Here is a 21,114-nt window from a genome sequence, read left to right as displayed (position 1 = left end):
AAAGGTCTGTCAGGGGACAGACCGAGGGAGTGTAAAGTCTGTCAGGGGACAGACAGGGATAGGGGCAGGAGGCCCAGTTAACCAATTAATCAGTCATTAATATTTCCGGATAAATTAGATGCTAAAATTATTGAAGTTTTGCTGTCATGGCTATGTAGCTGTACCGGTTATTGAAGCGTGCCATAAGCAAGGGCTTTTTACGCTACTCGATAAAAACAAATACCGTAAACGCACATCGCTGATAAAAGAACTTAAGGCCAACGAAGGTTACTTCTCAGTGGCGCTTCAGTCCCTGGAATCCCTGGGCTGGCTTGAAAGCAACACCAACGATGCCTATCGCCTGACCGATCGCGTGGACAAGTACCTGTTAAACCTTGACCTGGCATCGCTCTATACAGCCGATCCGGAAGAACTGCTAAGCAAAACGACCTACGCCGCGGCGTTTGGTAAAAAGATTGATAAAATACTGCTGAAAGACCTGATTAAGAATACCCTGACCGCCAGCCTGGTGAGGGGTGCCATCCTGACGCCACTGGTTGCAGGCCTGAAACAGGCAGGAGCTCAGGCATTGAAAAATGATGAAGACAACTTTGCCGAAGTACTCAGCGGACTCGACAAAAGCCTGGCACAGTCCATCGAAAAACTGTTTGTACAGCAGGCATGGATGGACCCGGACACAAAACAGCTCACCCCTGAAGGCAGACAACTGCTGCAGGCAGAAGAGCTAAGTGAAATCGTAGCTTTCAGGCCTGTGCTTTATACCATGAGTGATTTGCTGTTTGGTGACGGCAAGCCCACCTTGGAAAACAAAGAAGCTGCACTCAGAGCAACACTTACCGGAAAACAAAACCATAGCTGTAAGCAAGATCTGCAACAGGAGATTATCAGTATTTTTGATCAGCCGGCTTTGGACCGGCAGCCGAGAGCTATTGCCGGCCTTGGCGATAGTATGTTGCTCAAAGACATTTACCTGACCATACAGGATCACACCCTCCGAGGCCGGAACCTGGAGCAGTACCCGTTACAGATAATAGCCTTTGACCGTGATGAGACCGAACTGGAAAACGCAAGTCAGGCTTTAAAATCAGCCGGAATTGAGCATCAGGCCCTGTCAGGCGATATCAATAAACCCGGAGACATTTGCAAGGCCCTTAAAGGTGTGGGGTTGGAACCAGCAAAGGAGGTAGTCTACCTGCATACTTTTGCCCACCATGCCCTGACGGTTGATGCCAATAAAAACACTAACGGATCGCTCTCTCCGATGGCGGCCGGCCAGTTGAAGTACTACCTGGACAAGGAAGGACAGCTACTTGATGCCATGACCGTTTTAAGTCACTGGCAACGACATTTGCAGGCCTGGGCAGACAGCATAGGCCAGTCCCGACTGCTGGTTCAGGAGGCTCATACACTGCCGGCCGACATAACTTTTGAGTACCTCGACCGGTCCGGAAATTTCTATATCGACACCATTCACGGCCTGTCGCACCAATACCTTATCGGAGCAGAAGCCTTTTTGATCCTTGCAGCAAACGCAGGCTTGTTCAACAAATACCAAGTTAAAGGATACCCGGAACTATCAAGCTATAGCCGGATTAGCCTGCACCACCTGACTAGAAGAGATTACAGCATCCGGTTTGCCACCGAAGGCGATATCAAAACCCTGCTGGAACTGGAAGAGCTATGCTGGAAGGAGCCGTTAAGGACTTCTAAGGCCCAGATACTCGCACGCATCAGGCAATACCCCGAAGGACAATTTGTGCTAGAGAAAGAGGGGAAAGTACTTGGAGTGATCTACAGCCAGCGCATAGCTAACGATGCTGAAATTGAAAAACATGATTCCGGCAGTGTTCATGAATTGCACGATCCCGCGGGAGCCATTATACAGCTCATCGCTGTAAACATCCACCCCGATACGCAAAACCTGGGCTACGGAGACCAGTTGCTCGAATTCATGCTTCAGCGGTGCAGCCTTGTTCCCGGCGTGAACAGGGTAGTGGCAGTAAGCCTTTGCAAAAACTATAATGCCGGCGAAAACCTGCCGATTGAAAGGTACATTCAGCAAAAAGGCAGCAAGCAAGACCCGATTATGGCATTTCACGATGCACATGGGGCAAGAATTGTAAAGCCCATTGCCAACTATCGTCCGCTGGACTATGCTAACCAGGGCTATGGCGTACTCATAGAATATGATATCCTCAGCCGGGTAGCACAAAATAACAGGAACCGGTCAGCAGCAACCGGCCAGCCATTGCCGGTTCAGGAAAAAACTAACCTCAGCGAACCCCGGATCCGTCAATTTTTGAAGGACGCAGCAACCGGACTGTTAGATGCCGGTACGATCGATTTTGACCGTCCGGTAATGGAGACAGGCCTGAGCTCGGTAGACCTTATGGCACTGCAAAAGCAGATCGAAGAGAAATTCAACCAGCCATTGCAGCCAGGATTCTTCTTTGAATACAACAACCTGAACAAAGTCGTTGATTACCTCTCAACACTGGCGGCAACTTCGGCTCCATCTGGTGCCCCGGCAAAAGAGGGCAGAGTACTGGCAGTTGATAAAAAGCAAATCAGTCAATATTTACTGGAAAAAGTAAATGCCCTGCTGGACATCAGCATTACCCCGGCAGAATTTGACCGTCCGATCATGGAGATAGGCCTGAACTCTGCCGACCTGCTGTTACTTCAAAAGCAGATTGAAGAAAAATTCAATACCGAACTACAAGCCGGGTTTTTCTTTGAATACAACAACATCAACAAAGTCATAGACTTCTTGTCAACCCAGACCAGTGCATTGATCAGCCCATTACATGTGGAGGTCAAAGGACAGGAAAAAACAGACCGACCCGGAGGTGAGGATATACTGGATACCGACATTGCCGTTGTAGGAGTTTCCTGCAAACTCCCCGGAGGCATTGAGTCTGCTGAGGAACTATGGGAAGCTTTGGCTTCTGCCAAAAGCATGATCAGCCCATTCCCCAAAGAAAGGGGGCCGTGGCCCTCCGGAGCGGAGAGACCGGGAGTAGATAAAGGTGGTTTCCTGCATCAGGGAGATACCTTTGATGCAGCATTCTTTCGCATGTCGCCCAAAGAAGCACAGGCTACCGATCCGCAGCAACGCATATTGCTGGAGCTGGCCTGGGCATGTCTGGAAGATGCTTCCATTGTACCTGCCGCATTAAAAGGCTCAGATACCGGTGTATTCATCGGTGCCAGCAATTGTGACTATTACCGCCTGATGCAGTCTGCCAACCTGGAAACCCAGGCGCACCATGCCATAGGCAGCTCGCTGGCCGTACTGGCCAACCGGATCTCATATTTCTATGATTTTAATGGGCCAAGCCTGATCATTGATACCGCCTGTTCTGCTTCACTGGTGGCACTGCATACCGCTATCAGGTCATTGCAATCAGCAGAATGCTCGGCTGCATTAGTCGGTGGGGTCAACTTCATTTGCTACCCCGATCTGTCTGTTGCTTACCAGAGTGCAGGCATGCTGTCGCCGGATTCCAAATGTAAAGTATTCGATGCCAGCGCCAACGGCTACGTACGCTCAGAGGGGGCCGTGATGCTCATGCTCAAGCCCCTGCGCAAAGCCATAGAAGATAAAGACCAGATCCGCGCCGTCATTAAAGGCAGTGCCGTTAACCACGGAGGACTGGGTGGAGGCCTCACGGTCCCGAACCCACAAAAGCAAAGTGAGCTGTACACCGCAGCCTGGAAAAACGCAGGCATATCACCTCAGAAACTGAGCTATATAGAAGCCCATGGTACCGGCACCTCCCTAGGCGATCCTATTGAAATTCAGGGCATCAAAACAGCCTACAGCAAACTCGTTCCTGCTGAGGAAGCCAAAGCATGCAGTATCGGTTCGGTCAAAAGTAACGTCGGCCACCTCGAGTCAGCAGCAGGGATTACCGGCTTACTGAAAGTGATCCTGGCCATGCAGCACCGTCAGATACCTGCATCCATCAATTACAAAGACCTTAACCCCAAGATCCAGCTTGAAGGCACCTCTTTCCGCATTCAAAATGCTTTGCAGACATGGGAAGCAGAAGCCCCACGCCTGGCAGGAGTGAGCAGCTTCGGGTCAGGAGGAGCCAATGCCCATGTAGTGGTACAGGAATTTGCCACTGACACTAAAGAAACTATAGAGGTTGACCACAACCTGTTTGTATTATCCGCAGCCAGTCAGGACAGGCTCAGGGAATATGCTGAAAAAGTTATTCGCTGGTCAGAAAATGCAGCCGGATCAACCTTTTTTACCGATGCCATCTACAGTTGGCAGGTAGGCCGCATGCCTATGAAACACAGGCTGGCCATCAGAATAACAGGCTGGGAAGACCTGCGCCAGAAACTTCAGCAATGGCTGAAAGGAGAGGAGAGTGCAGCCGTATGGACGGGACAGGTAAACCAGTCTTCCGGAGAAATACAGCAACATGCCACATTCCAGCTTACAGAAAAAGGCCTGGAGAAAATAGCACAACAGTGGATTGCCGGAGCAGATATTGACTGGACTCAATTATACACCAAAGATATTTTTGGAGAAAACCTGCCCAGGCGCATCAGCCTCCCGGGATATCCGTTTGCCAAGAACCGCCACTGGATAGATATTACAGGTATCACACACCAGACACCGGAAAAGCGATCGGAGCAGGAGACCATAGTACAACCGCAGGAACAGGAAAAACAACCTGTTCAGCCTGTACAAATTCACATAGACAGTCCGGAGGCATCCCGTACACCTACAGCGCAAAAGTTTATACTGCCATCATTAAAAAAGCCGAGCAACGTCTCACTGGCGACTCCGGAAGCCCTGAAATTCAGCGATATCAAGGTGCAGGCAAAAAAAGTACCTGTAAGCCTGACCAGCACTTCAACGGGTATGGCTAAGGCAGCTCCAACCGGAGACTCCTGTGTGAGCCTGTTTGACAACGGCAAAGGCATCTATGAGATAAAAATAAATGCCGGTAAAGAAAATAACCTCTCACAGGAAGTAGCAGCACAACTGGTGCATGCCCTCAACCATGTAAAGAAGGCATCGGCAAAAGTATTGATGCTGAGTGGAAACGGATCGGTATTTCTGCAGGGAGGGAGAGAAGCATTCAACCTGGCCATAGAAGAAAACCTGTATCACACCCTGGCATCATTTCCCTGTCCTGTTATCGCCATAATCCGGGGAGATGCCAGAGGTGCAGGTTTCATGGCAGGCGCACTATGCGATTTCATGGTTTGCAGTGAAGAAGGCACTTATACTTACCGTGTTGAAGGGTTGCTGCCCACTGTAAATGAAGAACAGTTATTAAAAGAACGCTTTGGGGAAGCTTTTGCCAGGGACTTGCTTTATCAGGCAACAGCACCATCCGGCAAAGACCTGAAAGCCAAAGGCTACAGTTTTCCCATTGTGCCCTCAGCTCAGGTGGAGGTCTATGCCGTAAAACTGGCAGAAGAACTCGCCAGGAAATCCGAAGCCTCTTTGAGTCTGCTCAGGCAGCATTTAGGCCGCCACATATTGGCCTGTACGGAGCAATTAATGGCTGCCGACGTTTTAAAAGAGGAAAACACACAGGCCAACGGCCAAAAGAAGCTTACATCCGGTTCCAAATACCTGAAAATAGAAAATCCTGAGGAGCAGATCCTCACGATAAGGATAAAGCAAGGCAGGAAGAAATACCAGTTAAAAGACCTGACCTCCGGCCTCACCAATATTCTGGGAAGGGTGGAGAAAAGCGAATACTACAAAGCCATTATCCTGACCAGCGACGACCCTGAATTTATTTCAGTGGCAGATCAGGCAGGTTCGGCCAACGAGGTATTGCAACTACAGCAGTTGATCACCGGATCACCCGTACCGGTTTTAGCCGCTATAGAATCAAATGCCAAAGATACGGGCTGGCTGATTGCCCAGTCATGCGATGTCTGCATATACAATGAACAGGGCGTTTACTTAGCGGCTCACCTGATGGAAATCCCCGCTCTGGCAAAAAGCGCCGCCATGATCTTCGGCCGGCGACTTGGCCACTATGTGTGCAAGGAAATATTACTGGCAGGCAAAGCATATACAGGCGCTGAATTAAAACAGCAAACCGGGGCCATAGCCATAGCAGAAGAGGCCCTGGCCGAAGCCATTCAACTGGCCGGGCAGTGGACAAAGCTGTCATACCAAGATGTGACAAGCTGGAAAAAGGAGAGGGCCGTAGCGACTGCCAAAGCCATAGAGCAACAGCCGGATTGGTTAGATAGTACGGAAGCTTTTGGCAAGCTGCCTGCGGCACCAACAGCTATTGACCTGAAATCACAGGTGATCAAAGCCACTATTCATCCCGAAGGAATTGTTGAGGTAAAAATGGAAGATCGGGAAGCCAGGAACATGTTCTCACCGGCATTTATGGAAGGGATCACAGAGGTATTCGGGCGCATAGCCCAAAAACCGGCCTGCAAAGTGGTGGTCCTGACCGGATACGACAGCTACTTCATTTCCGGAGGCACCAAAGAAATGCTATTGGACATCCAGGAAGGAAAGATCAAGTTTACCGACTCCAAGATCTACCACCTGGCCATGGAGTGCAATGTTCCGGTGATTGCTGCCATGCAGGGGCACGGCATCGGAGCAGGATGGTCCATGGGCATGTTTGCCGACTTCATCCTGTTCAGCGAAGAGAGCCACTATGTGAGCCCGTACATGAATTACGGCTTTACCCCGGGAGCGGGCTCTACCATGATCTTCCCGGACAAGACAGGCTATGACCTGGCACGCGAAACCCTGCTCACAGCAGTGGAATACTCAGGCCGGGAGTTGAAAAATAAAGGACTGTTACTTCCTGTATTACCACGAAAGGAAGTAATCGCAACCGCATTTGATCTGGCGAGACAAATTGCAGCCCACCCACGAGCTGCCCTTGTGGCGCTGAAACATCAGTTGACCGCTCATCTTCAGGCACGCCTGGAAGAAAACTATGCACTCGAACTGGCCATGCATGAGAAGACATTCGTGGGTCAGGCAGAAACACTGCGACAGATCCAAAGCAACTTCCATCAGGAAGGAGAGGTGCAGGCCACACAACCTGTGGAAGCAGTGGCTCAGCATGCTTCCGCTCATGCCGATGTGCAGCCCGCCATCCTGGCTGCCCTAAAAGCCATGTTGGCGCAGGAGCTGCACATGGAGGAAAGCGATATCGATGAAGACAGCCAGTTTGTAGATTTAGGCCTGGATTCTATCATCGGTGTAACCTGGATCCGCAAGATCAATGAAAAGTACAAGATCCAGATCAACGCCACCAAAGTATACAGCTACCCGAACCTGAAGCAGTTCAGCAGCTATGTAAAAGAACTGGCACTGCAGGCAGGCACCATTACACAGGTGCAGGCTGCGGTCATTCCGCAAAATGCACCTGCTGTAACTGCTGACGTACAGCCCGTCATCCTGGCTACGCTAAAGGCCATGCTGGCGCAGGAACTGCACATGGAGGAAAGTGATATCGATGAAGACAGCCAGTTTGTAGATTTAGGCCTGGATTCTATCATCGGTGTAACCTGGATCCGCAAGATCAATGAAAAGTACAAGATCCAGATCAACGCCACCAAAGTATACAGCTACCCGAACCTGAAACAGTTCAGCAGCTATGTAAAAGAAGAAGCCGAAAAGAGCGGGACCTTGCCCGTGGAGGTTAAACCGGCGCAGGAGAGTCAGCCTGTAATGGCACAACAGCATATTAGTGCTGAACCATTGACACAGACCACCCAGCAATTCAAAGGTACTCCTGCAAAAGAAGAGGCTCAGGCTATTGCTATAATCGGTATGGCAGGGCAGTTCCCCGAGGCCAGGAACGTAGAGGAATTCTGGCAAAATATAGCCGGGGGCAAAAACTGCATCCGGGAAATACCCAAAAAGCGCTGGGACATTGACCAATACTATCAGGAAGGAGGGGCAACACCCGGAAAAACCTACAGCAGATGGATGGGCGCATTGGAAGAATATGACCTTTTCGACCCGTTGTTCTTCAACATTTCCCCATCAGAAGCGGAAAGCATGGACCCGCAGCAGAGACTGTTTTTACAAGCCTGCTGGCATGCGATAGAAAATGCAGGCTACAACCCCAAAACACTTGGCAACAGCAAATGCGGTGTTTTTGTAGGTTGCGGACAGGGAGACTATCACCTTTTGTCAAGAGACCTGCAAATAAGTGCTTATGGGTTCACCGGAGGTGATAACTCCATTCTGGCAGCACGCATCTCTTACTTCCTGAACTTGCAGGGCCCTTGCTTAACCATTGATACCGCCTGCTCATCATCTCTTGTAGCTATTGCCAATGCCTGCGATTCACTGGCTCTGGGCAAAAGCGATATGGTACTTGCCGGAGGTGTCTACATCGGAGCCGGACCGGATATGCACCTGAAAACATCGCAAATGGGCATGCTTTCACCAGATGGCAAATGCTACACCTTCGATCAGCGCGCCAATGGCTTTGTGCCGGGCGAAGGCGTTGGAGTAGTGATGCTGAAAAGGCTGAAAGATGCAGAAAAAGATAACGACAACATTCTTGGTGTAATTCAAGGATGGGGCGTAAACCAGGATGGCAAGACCAACGGCATTACAGCTCCGAATACAGAAGCACAATCCAGGTTACAACAGGAAGTTTACGATAAATACAAGATCGATCCGGCTTCTATCCAATTGGTAGAAGCACACGGCACAGGCACAAAACTAGGCGACCCCATTGAGGTTGAAGCCCTGGTAGAATCCTTTAAAAAATATACGCAGGAAAAAGAATATTGCGCTTTAGGTTCAGTGAAGAGCAATATCGGTCATTGCCTGATGGCGGCAGGAGTTGCCGGTATGATCAAGCTGGTCATGTCGATGAAGCACAAACAACTGCCACCAACCATCAATTTCGAAAAGTTAAACGAGCATATCAGTCTGGACGACAGCCCGTTCTACGTGAACACTGAACTGAAAGACTGGAAAGTTGCAGAGGCAGAATTGCGTAAAGCGGCTATCAGCTCCTTTGGTTTCAGTGGCACGAACGCTCATATCGTAGTGTCAGAATACCCGTCACCGGTAAGCGTGGTGGCATCATCAACTTCTCAAAGCGTTGATTGCATCATTCCGTTATCAGCCAGAACAGAAGAACAACTGAAACAAAAGGCCATTGACCTGCTGGATTATATCCGCAAGGAAGGGCAGTCGCTCAACCTCCCTGATATAGCCTACACCCTGCAAATTGGCAGAATGGATATGGACCAGCGCCTGGGATTAGTGGCAAACAGCGTTGATCAACTGGCAGAAAAACTCCAGGCCTTTGTAGAAGGAAAGCCTGTGAAGAGCCTGTTTGCAGGAGCAGCGAAACGCAATGAAGACACCCTTTCCCTGTTTGCCGAAGACATGGATCTTCAGGAAACCATAGACAAGTGGATACAGCAGAAAAAGCTATCAAACCTGGTTAACCTGTGGGTGAAAGGATACGAGCTGGATTGGAACAAAATGTATGGCAACACCAAGCCTAAGCGTACGCATTTACCGCTGTACCCTTTTGCCAAAGAGCGTTACTGGATTGATGCACAGGAAGCATTGCATTTTGCACCTGCTACAGCGGGGGCAGTGATCCATCCTTTGTTGCATAGAAACACCTCAATCCTGAGTCAGCAGCGCTTTAGCTCTATTTTCAGCGGAGATGAGCCTTATCTGGATCAGGTGAATGGAGTGAAAGTACTGCCGGAACTCGCTACGCTTGAAATGGCAAGAGCAGCCATAGAACACTCATTGTCATCGCCATCAGCAAAGATTGAATTGCGCAACATTGTCTGGGCTGAGCCGATGATTGCCGACACACAAAAGACCTTTAATGTCAGCCTGTATGAGAAAGGCAACGGCCTGGTGGCTTATGAGATCAGCAGCGAGGCCGGGAATGAAGAAATCATATATAGCCAGGGAGAAGCCAGCCTGAGCCATTCGGAAACGTCTGGCCCGGTGGTGAACATAGAGCAGCTCAAAGGGCAAATGACACCGGGTGGGACTACCACCACGGATCAGGAACTTACAAACGTCCTTTTCGGGGAAACCCAATTTCTCGCCCGATTGAGTTTACCAGATCACACGGCGAACGGTCAAAGTGGATTTGGGCTCTACCCTGCTATTATGAAGCATACTTTAAGGGCAGCAGACATCTTCCGGAATGACCATCAGCAGTCGGCACCGGTTAACTTAAGATCGGTACGCATCCTATCACCATGCACCTCCGCGATGTACGTCTGGGGGCGCTTTTCCCAACAGGCAGGTGAGCAAATCAGCCTGGATGTTGACCTCTGCGATAACCATGGCAATGTCTGCGTAGAGATGAGAGGATTGTCACTCAAGGTAAATGATCAGCAAAGCATACAGGCTTTTGTTGCCGCAGATAAAAGCTTAGGAAGTATCGAATCCTTCAAGGAAGATGAAACCACACAACCCCTGTTTTTCAATGAAACCTGGGAACCTCAGCCATACGCTGCTACGGCATCTGTACCGGCAGACCAGCAAACCCTTATTTTCACGGATAAAGGTTTCCGCGAAACACTGATGAACGAAACGAGCCATCCGCTATCCCGGGCAACGATAGTAGAGCAGAGCGGCCTTCCGGCAAATCAGCAAGAAATAGCCCGGATACTGGAACACCATGCAGAAGCAGGGAAAAACCTCCGCATCATTTACATGTGGGCAAAAGGTCAGGGAGAGGCAGGCATTCACATGCTGTTTGACCTGTTCAAAGCCATTAAATCATCAGCATCAGCCGTAGCACACGTTACCCTGGCCGGGCACTACGACCCTTCAAAGGCTGACACCTGCTGGGATTATTCATGGATCGGGTTCGAAAGATCATTGAAACTGATCCTGCCTAATATTCAGTTATCATTGCTGTATACCGATACCGGCACATACACCCCGCAGCAACTGCTGGATGCCGCGCAACACCATGGCGTATTATGGTATAGGCACGGAAAAAGATACTTATTGTCGCTCCAAACATGTAAGCCAGGTAACACAACCGGAGAACCTGTACTGAAACAAAGTGGAAGTTATTTGATTACAGGCGGTTGCGGTAACCTGGGCTTACAGTTTGCACGTTATCTGGCAGAAAATTGCCATGCCAACCTCGTATTGACAGGCAGACGCCAGATGAATGCAGACATTGAAGCGCAGATCAATACATTAAAAGCGGCCGGCGCCGGGGAGGTGAGCTACCACACGGTAGACGTGAGCAGCGAAGAAGCTGTATGCACCCTGAAGGCGGAGCTGCCTTTTGAGATCACAGGCATAATCCATGCGGCCGGAGTAGAATCCTCGGAGCCATTTTACAACAGGTCAACTGAGAATATCAATGCCGTGCTGCGCCCCAAATCCATCGGCTCCATGCTGCTGGACGAGGCCTTTGATCAGCCTTCGCTGGATTTTATTTGCTACTTCTCTTCCGTATCAGCCTTCCTGGGCGACTTTGGTTCCTGCGATTATGCAGTAGCCAGCCGTTTCCAAATGGCCTACAGCCATTACCGAGAGCAAAAAGGGCACCATGGCAAAACCATAGTGATCAACTGGCCGCTATGGCAGGAAGGAGGCATGGGCACAGCAGACTCGGCACAGACCTCATTTTATCTGAAAAGCAGCGGCCAGGAACCATTGCAAACCGCACAAGGTATCGGGATCTGGCATGACCTTTTGAAATCAGACAGGCTGCAAACCCTCGTTATGCTGGGCAAGCCATCTCGCGTAGAGCAGGTACTGAGAAGATCATATCAGGAAGAGCATTCAGAAAAGACTGCGGTCGTTCAGGCCACAACCAACAGCATAGCAGGCAAAGGATGGAAACCTCAATACCAGGGGCTTTCACTAAAAGCATGCATCACCACCGATTTGAAACAAGTGGTATCAGCACTGACCAAGATCAGCCAAAACCAGCTCAATATCACTGAAAACCTCACCGATTATGGCTTCGACTCCATCAGCCTGAGTGAATTGGCCAAAAGGCTGACTAACCATTTCGGAGTGGAAATAACACCGGCGGTATTCTTTAGCGCCACTACCATTGATAAACTGAGTGAATACTTTCAGGAAGAGCACGCCGGCCACATAGAGGCCTTTTACAGCCAGGCTAAAACCATGGTCAGCAGTGCCCCGGCAAAGATTACAACAAACCGGTTAAAAAGCCTTAAACAGGCTATTGGCCGTCGATATGCATCAGCTCTTAGCTCTGACACCCCAACCGCTGTTACCAATGAACCCATCGCGGTTGTGGGTATGTCGGGGCGATTCCCGCAGGCACGCACCGTGGAAGAGCTATGGACATTGCTCGCAGAAGGCAAAGATGCTATAACTGAAATACCGGCCAACCGTTGGGATTGGCGCAAGTACTTTACCAAGCCGGGTGATGAAAACAATACGATAACGACGAATAAAGGAGGCTTTATTCACGGCGTTGACGAGTTTGATCCCCTGTTTTTTGAGATCTCACCCCGTGAGGCCGAACAGATGGACCCGGCTGAAAGGCTGCTCCTCATGGAGACCTATAAAGCCATTGAAGATGCCAGGGTTTCACCCGGCGAACTCAGAGGTCAGAAAGTAGGTGTGTTTGTTGGTATGGAAGAAGGGCAATACGACCTGATCACCGGAAAGCAAGGCATAACCACTACAGGCAATGCCATGATCAGTTCACGACTGTCATACTTCCTGGACCTGCATGGCCCGGCCATTGCCACAAATACCGCATGTTCATCCGGATTGGTTGCACTGCATCAGGCCGTCACCAGCCTGCGTCAGGGCGAATGTAAGTCGGCCATTGTAGCCGGTGTGTCATTGCTCATTTCACCTGACAGCTACGTGATGATGAGCGAGGCAGGCATGCTTTCACAAGACGGACATTGCCACACCTTCTCAAAAAATGCCGGAGGTATAGGCGTAGGGGAGTCCGTTGTGGTATTGATGTTGAAACCCTTGTCAGCAGCGGTTGCAGATGGCGATTCCATCTACGGTACCATCAAGGCCAGCGGCATCAATTTCGATGGCAAAACCAATGGCGTAACAGCCCCTAACGGAGACAGACAAGCCGAACTGATTGAGAAAGTTTACGCTGATAATCAGATCGATACCAACGACCTGTCATACATTGTAACCCATGGCACCGGTACCAAACTGGGTGACCCTGTAGAGATCAATGCACTCGCCAAAGCCTTTAAAAAGCTGAATGGTGACAGGACCTCACAAATGAAGCAAGGCTATTGCGCATTGACCAGTTGCAAGAGCAACATAGGTCATACCCTGGCGGCATCAGGTCTCGTGAGTGTGGTCAATTTACTGAAAGCCATGCAGCACCGTCAGATCCCGGCCAGTCTGAATTGTGAGGAAGAAAATGACTACATCACTTGGAATAACAGCCCCTTCTTTATCAATAAAGAAACCCGTAAATGGGACAAGGAGCAGGGCAGGCCATATCTTGGCGCCGTAAGCTCATTTGGCAGAAGCGGTACCAATGCCCACGTGGTAATTGAAGAATATCAGTCAGTGACAGAAGAAGTACAAACAGCACCTGTAACCCATTTGAACGAGAAAGTGGCCATTCTGCTTTCCGCAAGAACGGAAGAACAACTGCAACAAAAAGTTCGTGACCTGTTTGAACTCACCTCTTCAAAAGGCAGTATTGATCTGCAGTCACTCGCTTACAGCCTCCAGGTATGCAGGGAAGAATTTGAAGTTCGTCTCGGCTTCCTCGTAAGTTCGGTAGACCAACTGGCTGAAAAGCTCCAGGCTTACCTTGACGGTGCAGAAGACATCGAAGATACCTGTCAGGGCAAAGTAAAGCGCAACCAGGAAGACATGAGCATCATCAATGATGATGAGGACATGAAAGAAGCGATTGATAAATGGATCAACCGCAGGAAACTTTCCAAACTGCTGGAACTTTGGGTTAAAGGCCTTACCCTGGACTGGAAGAAATTCTATGGAGAAAACAAACCAAAACGCATGGCTTTGCCGACCTATCCGTTTGCACAAGACCGCTACTGGATAGACGCCGCATCAAAAGGTCAGTATGAGCTATCGGGGACCCAATTACATCCGTTGGTACATCGCAATACCTCTGACCTTTTACAGCAGAGCTACAGCTCAACATTCAGAGGCAGCGACCTTTTGGTGGGAGATTATCACTATAAAGAAAATACTATATTACCCGCAGCCGCTTACCTGGAAATGGCAAGAGCGGCAGTGGAAATGGCTATGCCAGCTATGGAAGAGCCTGCGGCCATTGCCCTTCATCAATTGGAGTGGGCAGAACCCTGCATCGTCAATCAGGAACATAGCGTAAGGATCACACTGGCCGCTCAGGACGATGAACTGATCAGCTATGAGATCTTTAGCACGGAGGCAGGTGAGGAGCTCATCCATTTTACCGGATTTGCGGCCTTTACGCCTCAACCCGAAGCCCTGACCCTGGATGTCCCGCAACTGATGACCCATATGGGAGAAACCGTTGAGGTTTCCGGCTGGTATCATGCCCTAGAAAGTACAGGTATCAACTATGGCCGGTCGCTCCGGGCTATCAGTGCCATACATTTGGGAAGTGAAGAAGCATTAGTGAAACTAAAATTGACAGTCGCAGCCGAAGGTAATTTCATCCTGCACCCGGCCATTATGGATAGCGTATTCACGGCAGGCATGGCGTTGATCGCTGATGCGGAGCCTCTGGTACCCGTAGCCCTGGATTCAGTAACGACCATAGCAGCCTGCGCAGAAGAAATGTATGCCTGGGTCCGCTTCTCACCGGGAGCCAAAGCCAGTGACGAACAGATTAAACTGGACATTGACCTTTGCGACCTGCAAGGTAATGTAGCCGTGATCATAGAAGGTCTTGAATTGACCAACTTAAGTGCAGCATCATGGGCTACGAAAGGCACGGAATCAGGTACAGCTCTTTCATGGGATCAAGTGAGCTATCTTGCCCACTGGGAAGAGCAGCCTGTACAAGAGAGCAATGTTGCTGTGGCTCACAAAAATGTATTGATCGTGTGTGGAGATGCGACAGGCTTTGAAAAGGACATCCTCGAACACTACAGGCAAGATGCAGAAGCAAAAACGCTGCTCATTCGGGTAGCGGATAAAACAAAACAGCTATCCGCTCAGGAGTGGCAGTGCGGGGCAGATGATCCCGAAGGTTTCAGAAGCTGTCTGAACGATGTTGAAGGCATTGATACCTTATATTTCATCTCCATGGCAGAGCCAAAAGCAACGGCGATCCGCCTGGAAAACCTGATCCATGGACAGGAACGCAATGAAGTCCAGCTACTGCGTCTGATCAAGTACCTGAAACAAAGCAACAAGATCAGCGACAAAGTAGAGTCTTATGTGCTGACCCAGGATACTCACGCCATTCACCGCGAACCTAACCAATTCACCGGCGCAGGTAATACCGGTCTGGCCTACTCACTGGCCCAGAGCAGCTATCAGTTCCGAGTAAGGAACCTTGACCTGTCATCGGAAGACCTGAAAACACCGGAAGGTCGCAAAAATACTCTGGATAGGATACTGCAGGAGCCGCCGGCGGACAGAGGCGAAGTCTTCAAACTTCAATCTGGCAAGCGCTATCGCCAGGTGCTTTATAAGCTTAACTGGAATACGCAGAATCATCCTGCTATCCGTGAGCGCGGAGTCTACCTGATCGTAGGCGGAACAGGCACCGTAGGAAAGATCATGACGCGCAACCTGATAGAAAAGTACGACGCTACAGTAGTGTGGCTGGGACGAAGTGAGGAAGCCTCAGAGCGTGTGCAGGCAGCTATGCAGCGATTTGACAATTATGCAGATAACCTGCTGTATGTTCAGGCAGACACTACTGATCCCGAGTCTATGAAGCAGGCCGTAGCTTCCATCAAACAAAAACATCAGACTATACAAGGAGCCATGTTTGCCGGCATGGTCTTCCGTTTTGAAAACTCACTGGATCAAACCACCGAATCAGAATTCAGGTCAATTTTTGATCTTAAAGCGCAGGGAAGCTGGGTATTCTACGATGCCCTGAAAGATGAGCCACTCGATTTTATGTGCTATTTTTCATCGGGACAGGCTTATTCCTTTTCCGGGGCATCCAAGCTTTCCGCCTATGCCTGCGGCATTACATATTCCGACAGCCTGGTGCATGCTATTCGCCAACAGGTAAAATTCCCGGTAGGGATCATCAACTGGGGATTCTGGAAGTCTACAACCGAAAACATCACAGAGACGAAAGACAAGGTGTCCAAAGCCAACTTTGATGCCCTTGAAGACCTCGAAGGTTTCAAATGTTTTGAGCAGTTTGTGGGAGAACTTCAACAAGGCAGGATCCACCAGGTACTGTGCATGAAAGCATCGCAACACATTGAAACTTTGATGAACTGCAACCGCGAAGATTACATTTCGCTTACAGGTGCTCCGGCTTCATCTTCGGCAACCCTGGATGAAAGTGAGATCGAGGTCCCTTATGAAAAAATCAAAAAACTAAAGCTTGCCGAAGAAAAGAGTGACCTGGAAGACTGGCTCGTACAGTTGCTGTTCTGCCAGATCGATCAACTGGTGAAATCGGCCGGTTTGGATAAACCCAGCACCGTGTCAGGCCTTCGGGAGCAATGCGGGGTTTTAGATAAATATACCCCTTGGTGGGAGGCCTGCCTCACTAGGCTTAACCAAAACAAATACCTCCAATGGAAAGGGGATACCATCACCCAATGGAAGAAGGTAGATGCTGAAACCACCTGGAAGAAGTGGCAGGTAGAGAAAGAGAAGTACCTGCAAAACCCGGATCGTAAAGCCTGGGTAGGTTTGGTGAACGACTGTCTTGAAAGGATACCTGACATACTTCAGGGCAAAACCCTGGCAACAGATGTCATCTTCCCTAACTCCTCTATGGAGAAAGTGGAAGGGGTGTACAAGAACAACCTGATGTCTGACACCTTCAATGAGATCGTGGCCAATGCCGTTGTAGCTTATGTACAACAAAAGTTGGAGGCAGATCCGAATGCGAGATTGAGGATGTTGGAGATAGGCGCAGGCACGGGAGGCACATCCGCCGTAATTTTTAACAGATTGCAGCCTTATAAAGCATCCATTGAAAAATACTGCTATACTGACCTTTCAAAGGCATTCTTCTTCCATGCAGAGAAAAACTACCTGCCAGATAACCCTTACATAACCTGTCAGCGACTGGATATTGAGCAGCCGGTTGACGATCAGGGTATCGAGGTAGGCACCTATGACCTGGTTATCGCTACCAATGTATTGCATGCGACCAGGGACATCAGACGTACCTTAAGAAATGCCAAAGCCGTACTTCATCAGGAAGGTTATATCCTGATCAATGAACTGAGTACCCCGGCACTGTTTAACCACCTCACTTTTGGCTTGCTGGATGGCTGGTGGCTATTTACCGATGCCGAGCTTCGCATGCCGGGAAGTCCGGGACTATACCCGGCAGGTTGGCAGCGCGTATTGGAAGAAGAAGGGTTCCCGGCAGTACTCTTCCCAGCCGAAGAGGCACACGTGCTCGGACAACAAATTATACTGGCACAAAGTGATGGGGCCATCAGAAGAAAAATATCAGTGAAAACAGAGGAGAAAATTGCACCGAAAACCCCGGCAGCGGTGAAAACCAAACCGGTACAGATACCCGTGCAGAAGCAGCAAGCGGTTCAAATGAAAAAGCCGCAGCCCGCAGCAAAACCTTCACTGAACATACAGGATTACATCCGCACCAAAATATTAAGTTGTTTATCAGAAACCTTGAAGATATCTGCCGATGGTATCGATCCCGATATAGCATTTTCAGATTACGGTATCGACTCCATCTTGGGAGTAAGTTTTATTAACCAGATCAATGAAGCACTGAAGATTTCGCTCAATACTGCTATTATTTTTGAACATTCTACAGTAAACCGTTTGAGCAAACACGTGATGAACTCCTACCAGTCGCAGATTGAGCCTGATATTGAAGCTCAGGCCATAGCGACTGTGGAGGAGGAAACGGAAACAGTATCGCAAGTGTTTGAAGAAAGAACTGCCGGCAGGGTAAATGTTTTGCCTCAAAGCAGATTTACCTTTAGAAATAAACAATCATCAAGGTTAGCAGGCGCTGCCAACACAAAGGTCAATACCTCAGAGATAGCTGTAGTGGGTATATCAGGCATGTTCCCGAAAGCCGAAAACATTGAAGCCTTCTGGCACAACCTGGAACAGGGAATAGACGGCGTGGACGAACTTCCTGAACGCTACCTGGATCAGAAAAACTTTTTCAGCCCCAAAAAGCAGGCAGGTAAGACCCGTTGCAAATGGGGTGGAATAGTAGAAGACAGAGATTGTTTCGATCCGCTGTTTTTCAACATTTCACCGAAAGAAGCCGAATCTATGAACCCGCACCAGCGCCTCGTACTACAGGAAAGCTGGAATGCCCTTGAAAATGCCGGGTATAATCCCCGCACACTTTCAGGTTCCCAGACAGGTATCTACATAGGAGCGGAGCCTACAGGGTATAGCGGTGACACCTTTACCGGTTATTCCGATGCGATCATAGCCTCCCGCTTGTCGTACATTCTGAATCTGAATGGCCCGTCATTCGTAGTCAATACCGGCTGTTCCTCATCAGCAGTAGCCCTGCACCTCGCTTGTGAAAGTCTGAGGAACAGGGAATCAGACATGGCACTGGCCGGAGGGGTCAACGCCTGTCTGGAGCAGAACATGCTGATCCGTCTGGATGAAATAGAAATGCTCTCTCCAGGCGGCCGTTGCTTTACCTTTGATGAGTCTGCCAATGGTACCATCATGTCAGAAGGTGTGGGTATCGTGGTGCTGAAACGCCTTGACGACGCCATAGAAGCAGGGGATAAGATCTACGGATTGATTTCCGGATCGGGCATTAATCAGGATGGGGCCAGCAATGGAATAACAGCACCCAACGGAGAAGCCCAGGAAAAACTCATTGTGGATGTTTATAAAAAATTCAACATCGACCCTGAGAAGATCAGCTATGTAGAAGCGCACGGCACAGGTACCAAACTGGGTGATCCGGTGGAAACCAATGCCCTGGTAAGAGCCTTCCGCACCTTCACGGAAAGCAAAGAGTTTTGTGCCGTAGGCAGTGCCAAGTCATACATTGGCCATACCGCAGCGGCGGCAGGAGTTATCGGATTGATCAAAGTGCTGTTATCTATGCAGCACAACAAAATACCGAAGTTGCTAAACTTCAAGACCTTAAATCCTTTGATAGAATTTAACGGATCTCCTTTCTACATCAACACAGAGGTGCAGGATTGGGAGCCGTCAAAGGATGCGCCACGCATGGCAGCGATCAACTCTTTTGGGCACAGCGGCACCAATGCGCACCTGGTAGTGAAAGAGTTTATTCAGCCCGAGCGCAAGCCGGTTACGAAGAGCAGTGAGCCTGTAATCGTACCCCTTTCGGCGAAAACACCGGAGCAACTGATGCAAAAAGCTACAGCGCTTCTGAAGTTTGTTCAGGTCAGCCAGGAAGGTGCAGCAGAAGTTATTGACCTTGTAGAAATGGCCTATACTTTACAGATTGGCAGGGAAGCCATGGAAGAGCGCTTCGCATGCATTGTGAATTCAGTCGAAGAGCTGGCAGACAAATTACAAGCCTTTGTTAATGGAGAACGCAACATTCAAAACACCTGGGTAGGGCAGGCCAAACGTAACAAAGACATCCATGCCCTGTTCAGTGGTGACCTCGACCTGCAGGAAATCATCGATAAGTGGATCGCTAAAAATAAACTGTCAAGCCTTGCAGACCTTTGGGTTAAAGGCCTTGACCTCGATTGGCTTAAATTGTATCACGAGGTTAAACCTCATAAAGCACATTTGCCATCGTATCCATTTGCCAAAGAGCGTTACTGGTATCAGGCAACCAAGGGAGGAGTACAGACAAAACCAACAGGACTTGTTGGTGCAGTCATTCACCCGCTGTTGCACCAGAATACCTCTGATCTTAATCAGCTAAGCTACACTACCACGTTTAGTGGCGAGGAGTTCTTCCTGGCGGACCATAGGGTAAATGAAAGCAAAATACTTCCTGCAGTAGCTTATCTGGAAATGGCCCGGGTCGCAGCCAACATGGCACTGCCTGTTCATGATGAACCATTCATTCTGGAGCTCCACAATACCGTTTGGCTCAAGCCTGTGGTAGTTGAAGGGCAAAAGCAGGTAACCATAGCCCTCTTTGAGAGTGAGGAAGATGGAGCCTTTGAAAAAATAGATTTCGAAATCTACAGCCTGGACAACGGTACTGATGACCAGGACGGAGAAACCATACACTGCCAGGGACAGGCCATATTCGGAAAGCACGAAATACCGGCCAGACTCGACATCGACCGGCTAAGGGGGCAAATGCAACACGGCACCATAGAACCTGATACGGTTTATGATGCCTTCAGACAAATGGGAACGGATTATGGCCCCGCACACCAGTGTGTAACCGCCGTATACATCGGAGAAAACCAACTACTGGCCCACCTCAGCATGCAGCAGGACAGTCAGCATGATTATATTCTGCATCCTGCCATGATGGATTGTGCGCTTCAGGCATGTATCGGCTTAATGTTGGATCTGGATGATCTGCCATCAAGTCCGCTACTTCCTTTTGCATTGGAATCTGTAAGGGTAATTGCAGCCTGCACTGAAGAAATGTATGTATGGGCACGTTATGCTCAGGGAAGCCAGCCAGGGGATAAGCTCATCAAGCTCGACATTGACCTGTGCGATCAGGAAGGAAATGTATGTGTACAAATGCACGGGTTTTCATCTCGGGCACTGGATGGACAAATTGAGCATTCAACTCAAAAATCAAACAGTTCCCGGTCTTATGACGACGGCTTTTATAACAACATCATTGAGAAAATTTTGAACAATGAGCTCACAGTGGAGGAAGCGGCTGAACTTGATTAAATGACCCGGTAAGTCGGAAGTGATCGGTGGTCGGTAAATAGGTGCTCGGTTGTGTGGGAAGTGTGTTAGAGAAATGGAATTTTGAATATTTCTACGACACTACTATCCCCTTGAGAGCCTGTCCCGAAAACTTTCGGGAGGATTATAGGAGTGTTTTACTCTGCGACATTCGGGCA

The 21,114-nt window shown here is 49.4% G+C and carries 1 protein-coding gene; it reads left to right on the top strand.

The genetic code is table 11. The features are described from left to right. Positions 1 to 118: 118 nt before the first annotated feature. The gene (locus E1163_RS29905; protein WP_155177446.1) at positions 119 to 20,938 is read left to right on the top strand and encodes an SDR family NAD(P)-dependent oxidoreductase; all 20,820 of its coding nucleotides are present in this window, start codon (positions 119 to 121) and stop codon (positions 20,936 to 20,938) included. Positions 20,939 to 21,114 lie beyond the last annotated feature (176 nt).

This window comes from Fulvivirga kasyanovii, from assembly GCF_009711405.1.
Taxonomy (GTDB): Bacteria; Bacteroidota; Bacteroidia; order Cytophagales; family Cyclobacteriaceae; genus Fulvivirga; species Fulvivirga kasyanovii.
The sequence above is the reverse complement of the archived record's forward strand: the minus strand, read 5'-3'. Positions and strand labels throughout refer to the sequence as shown.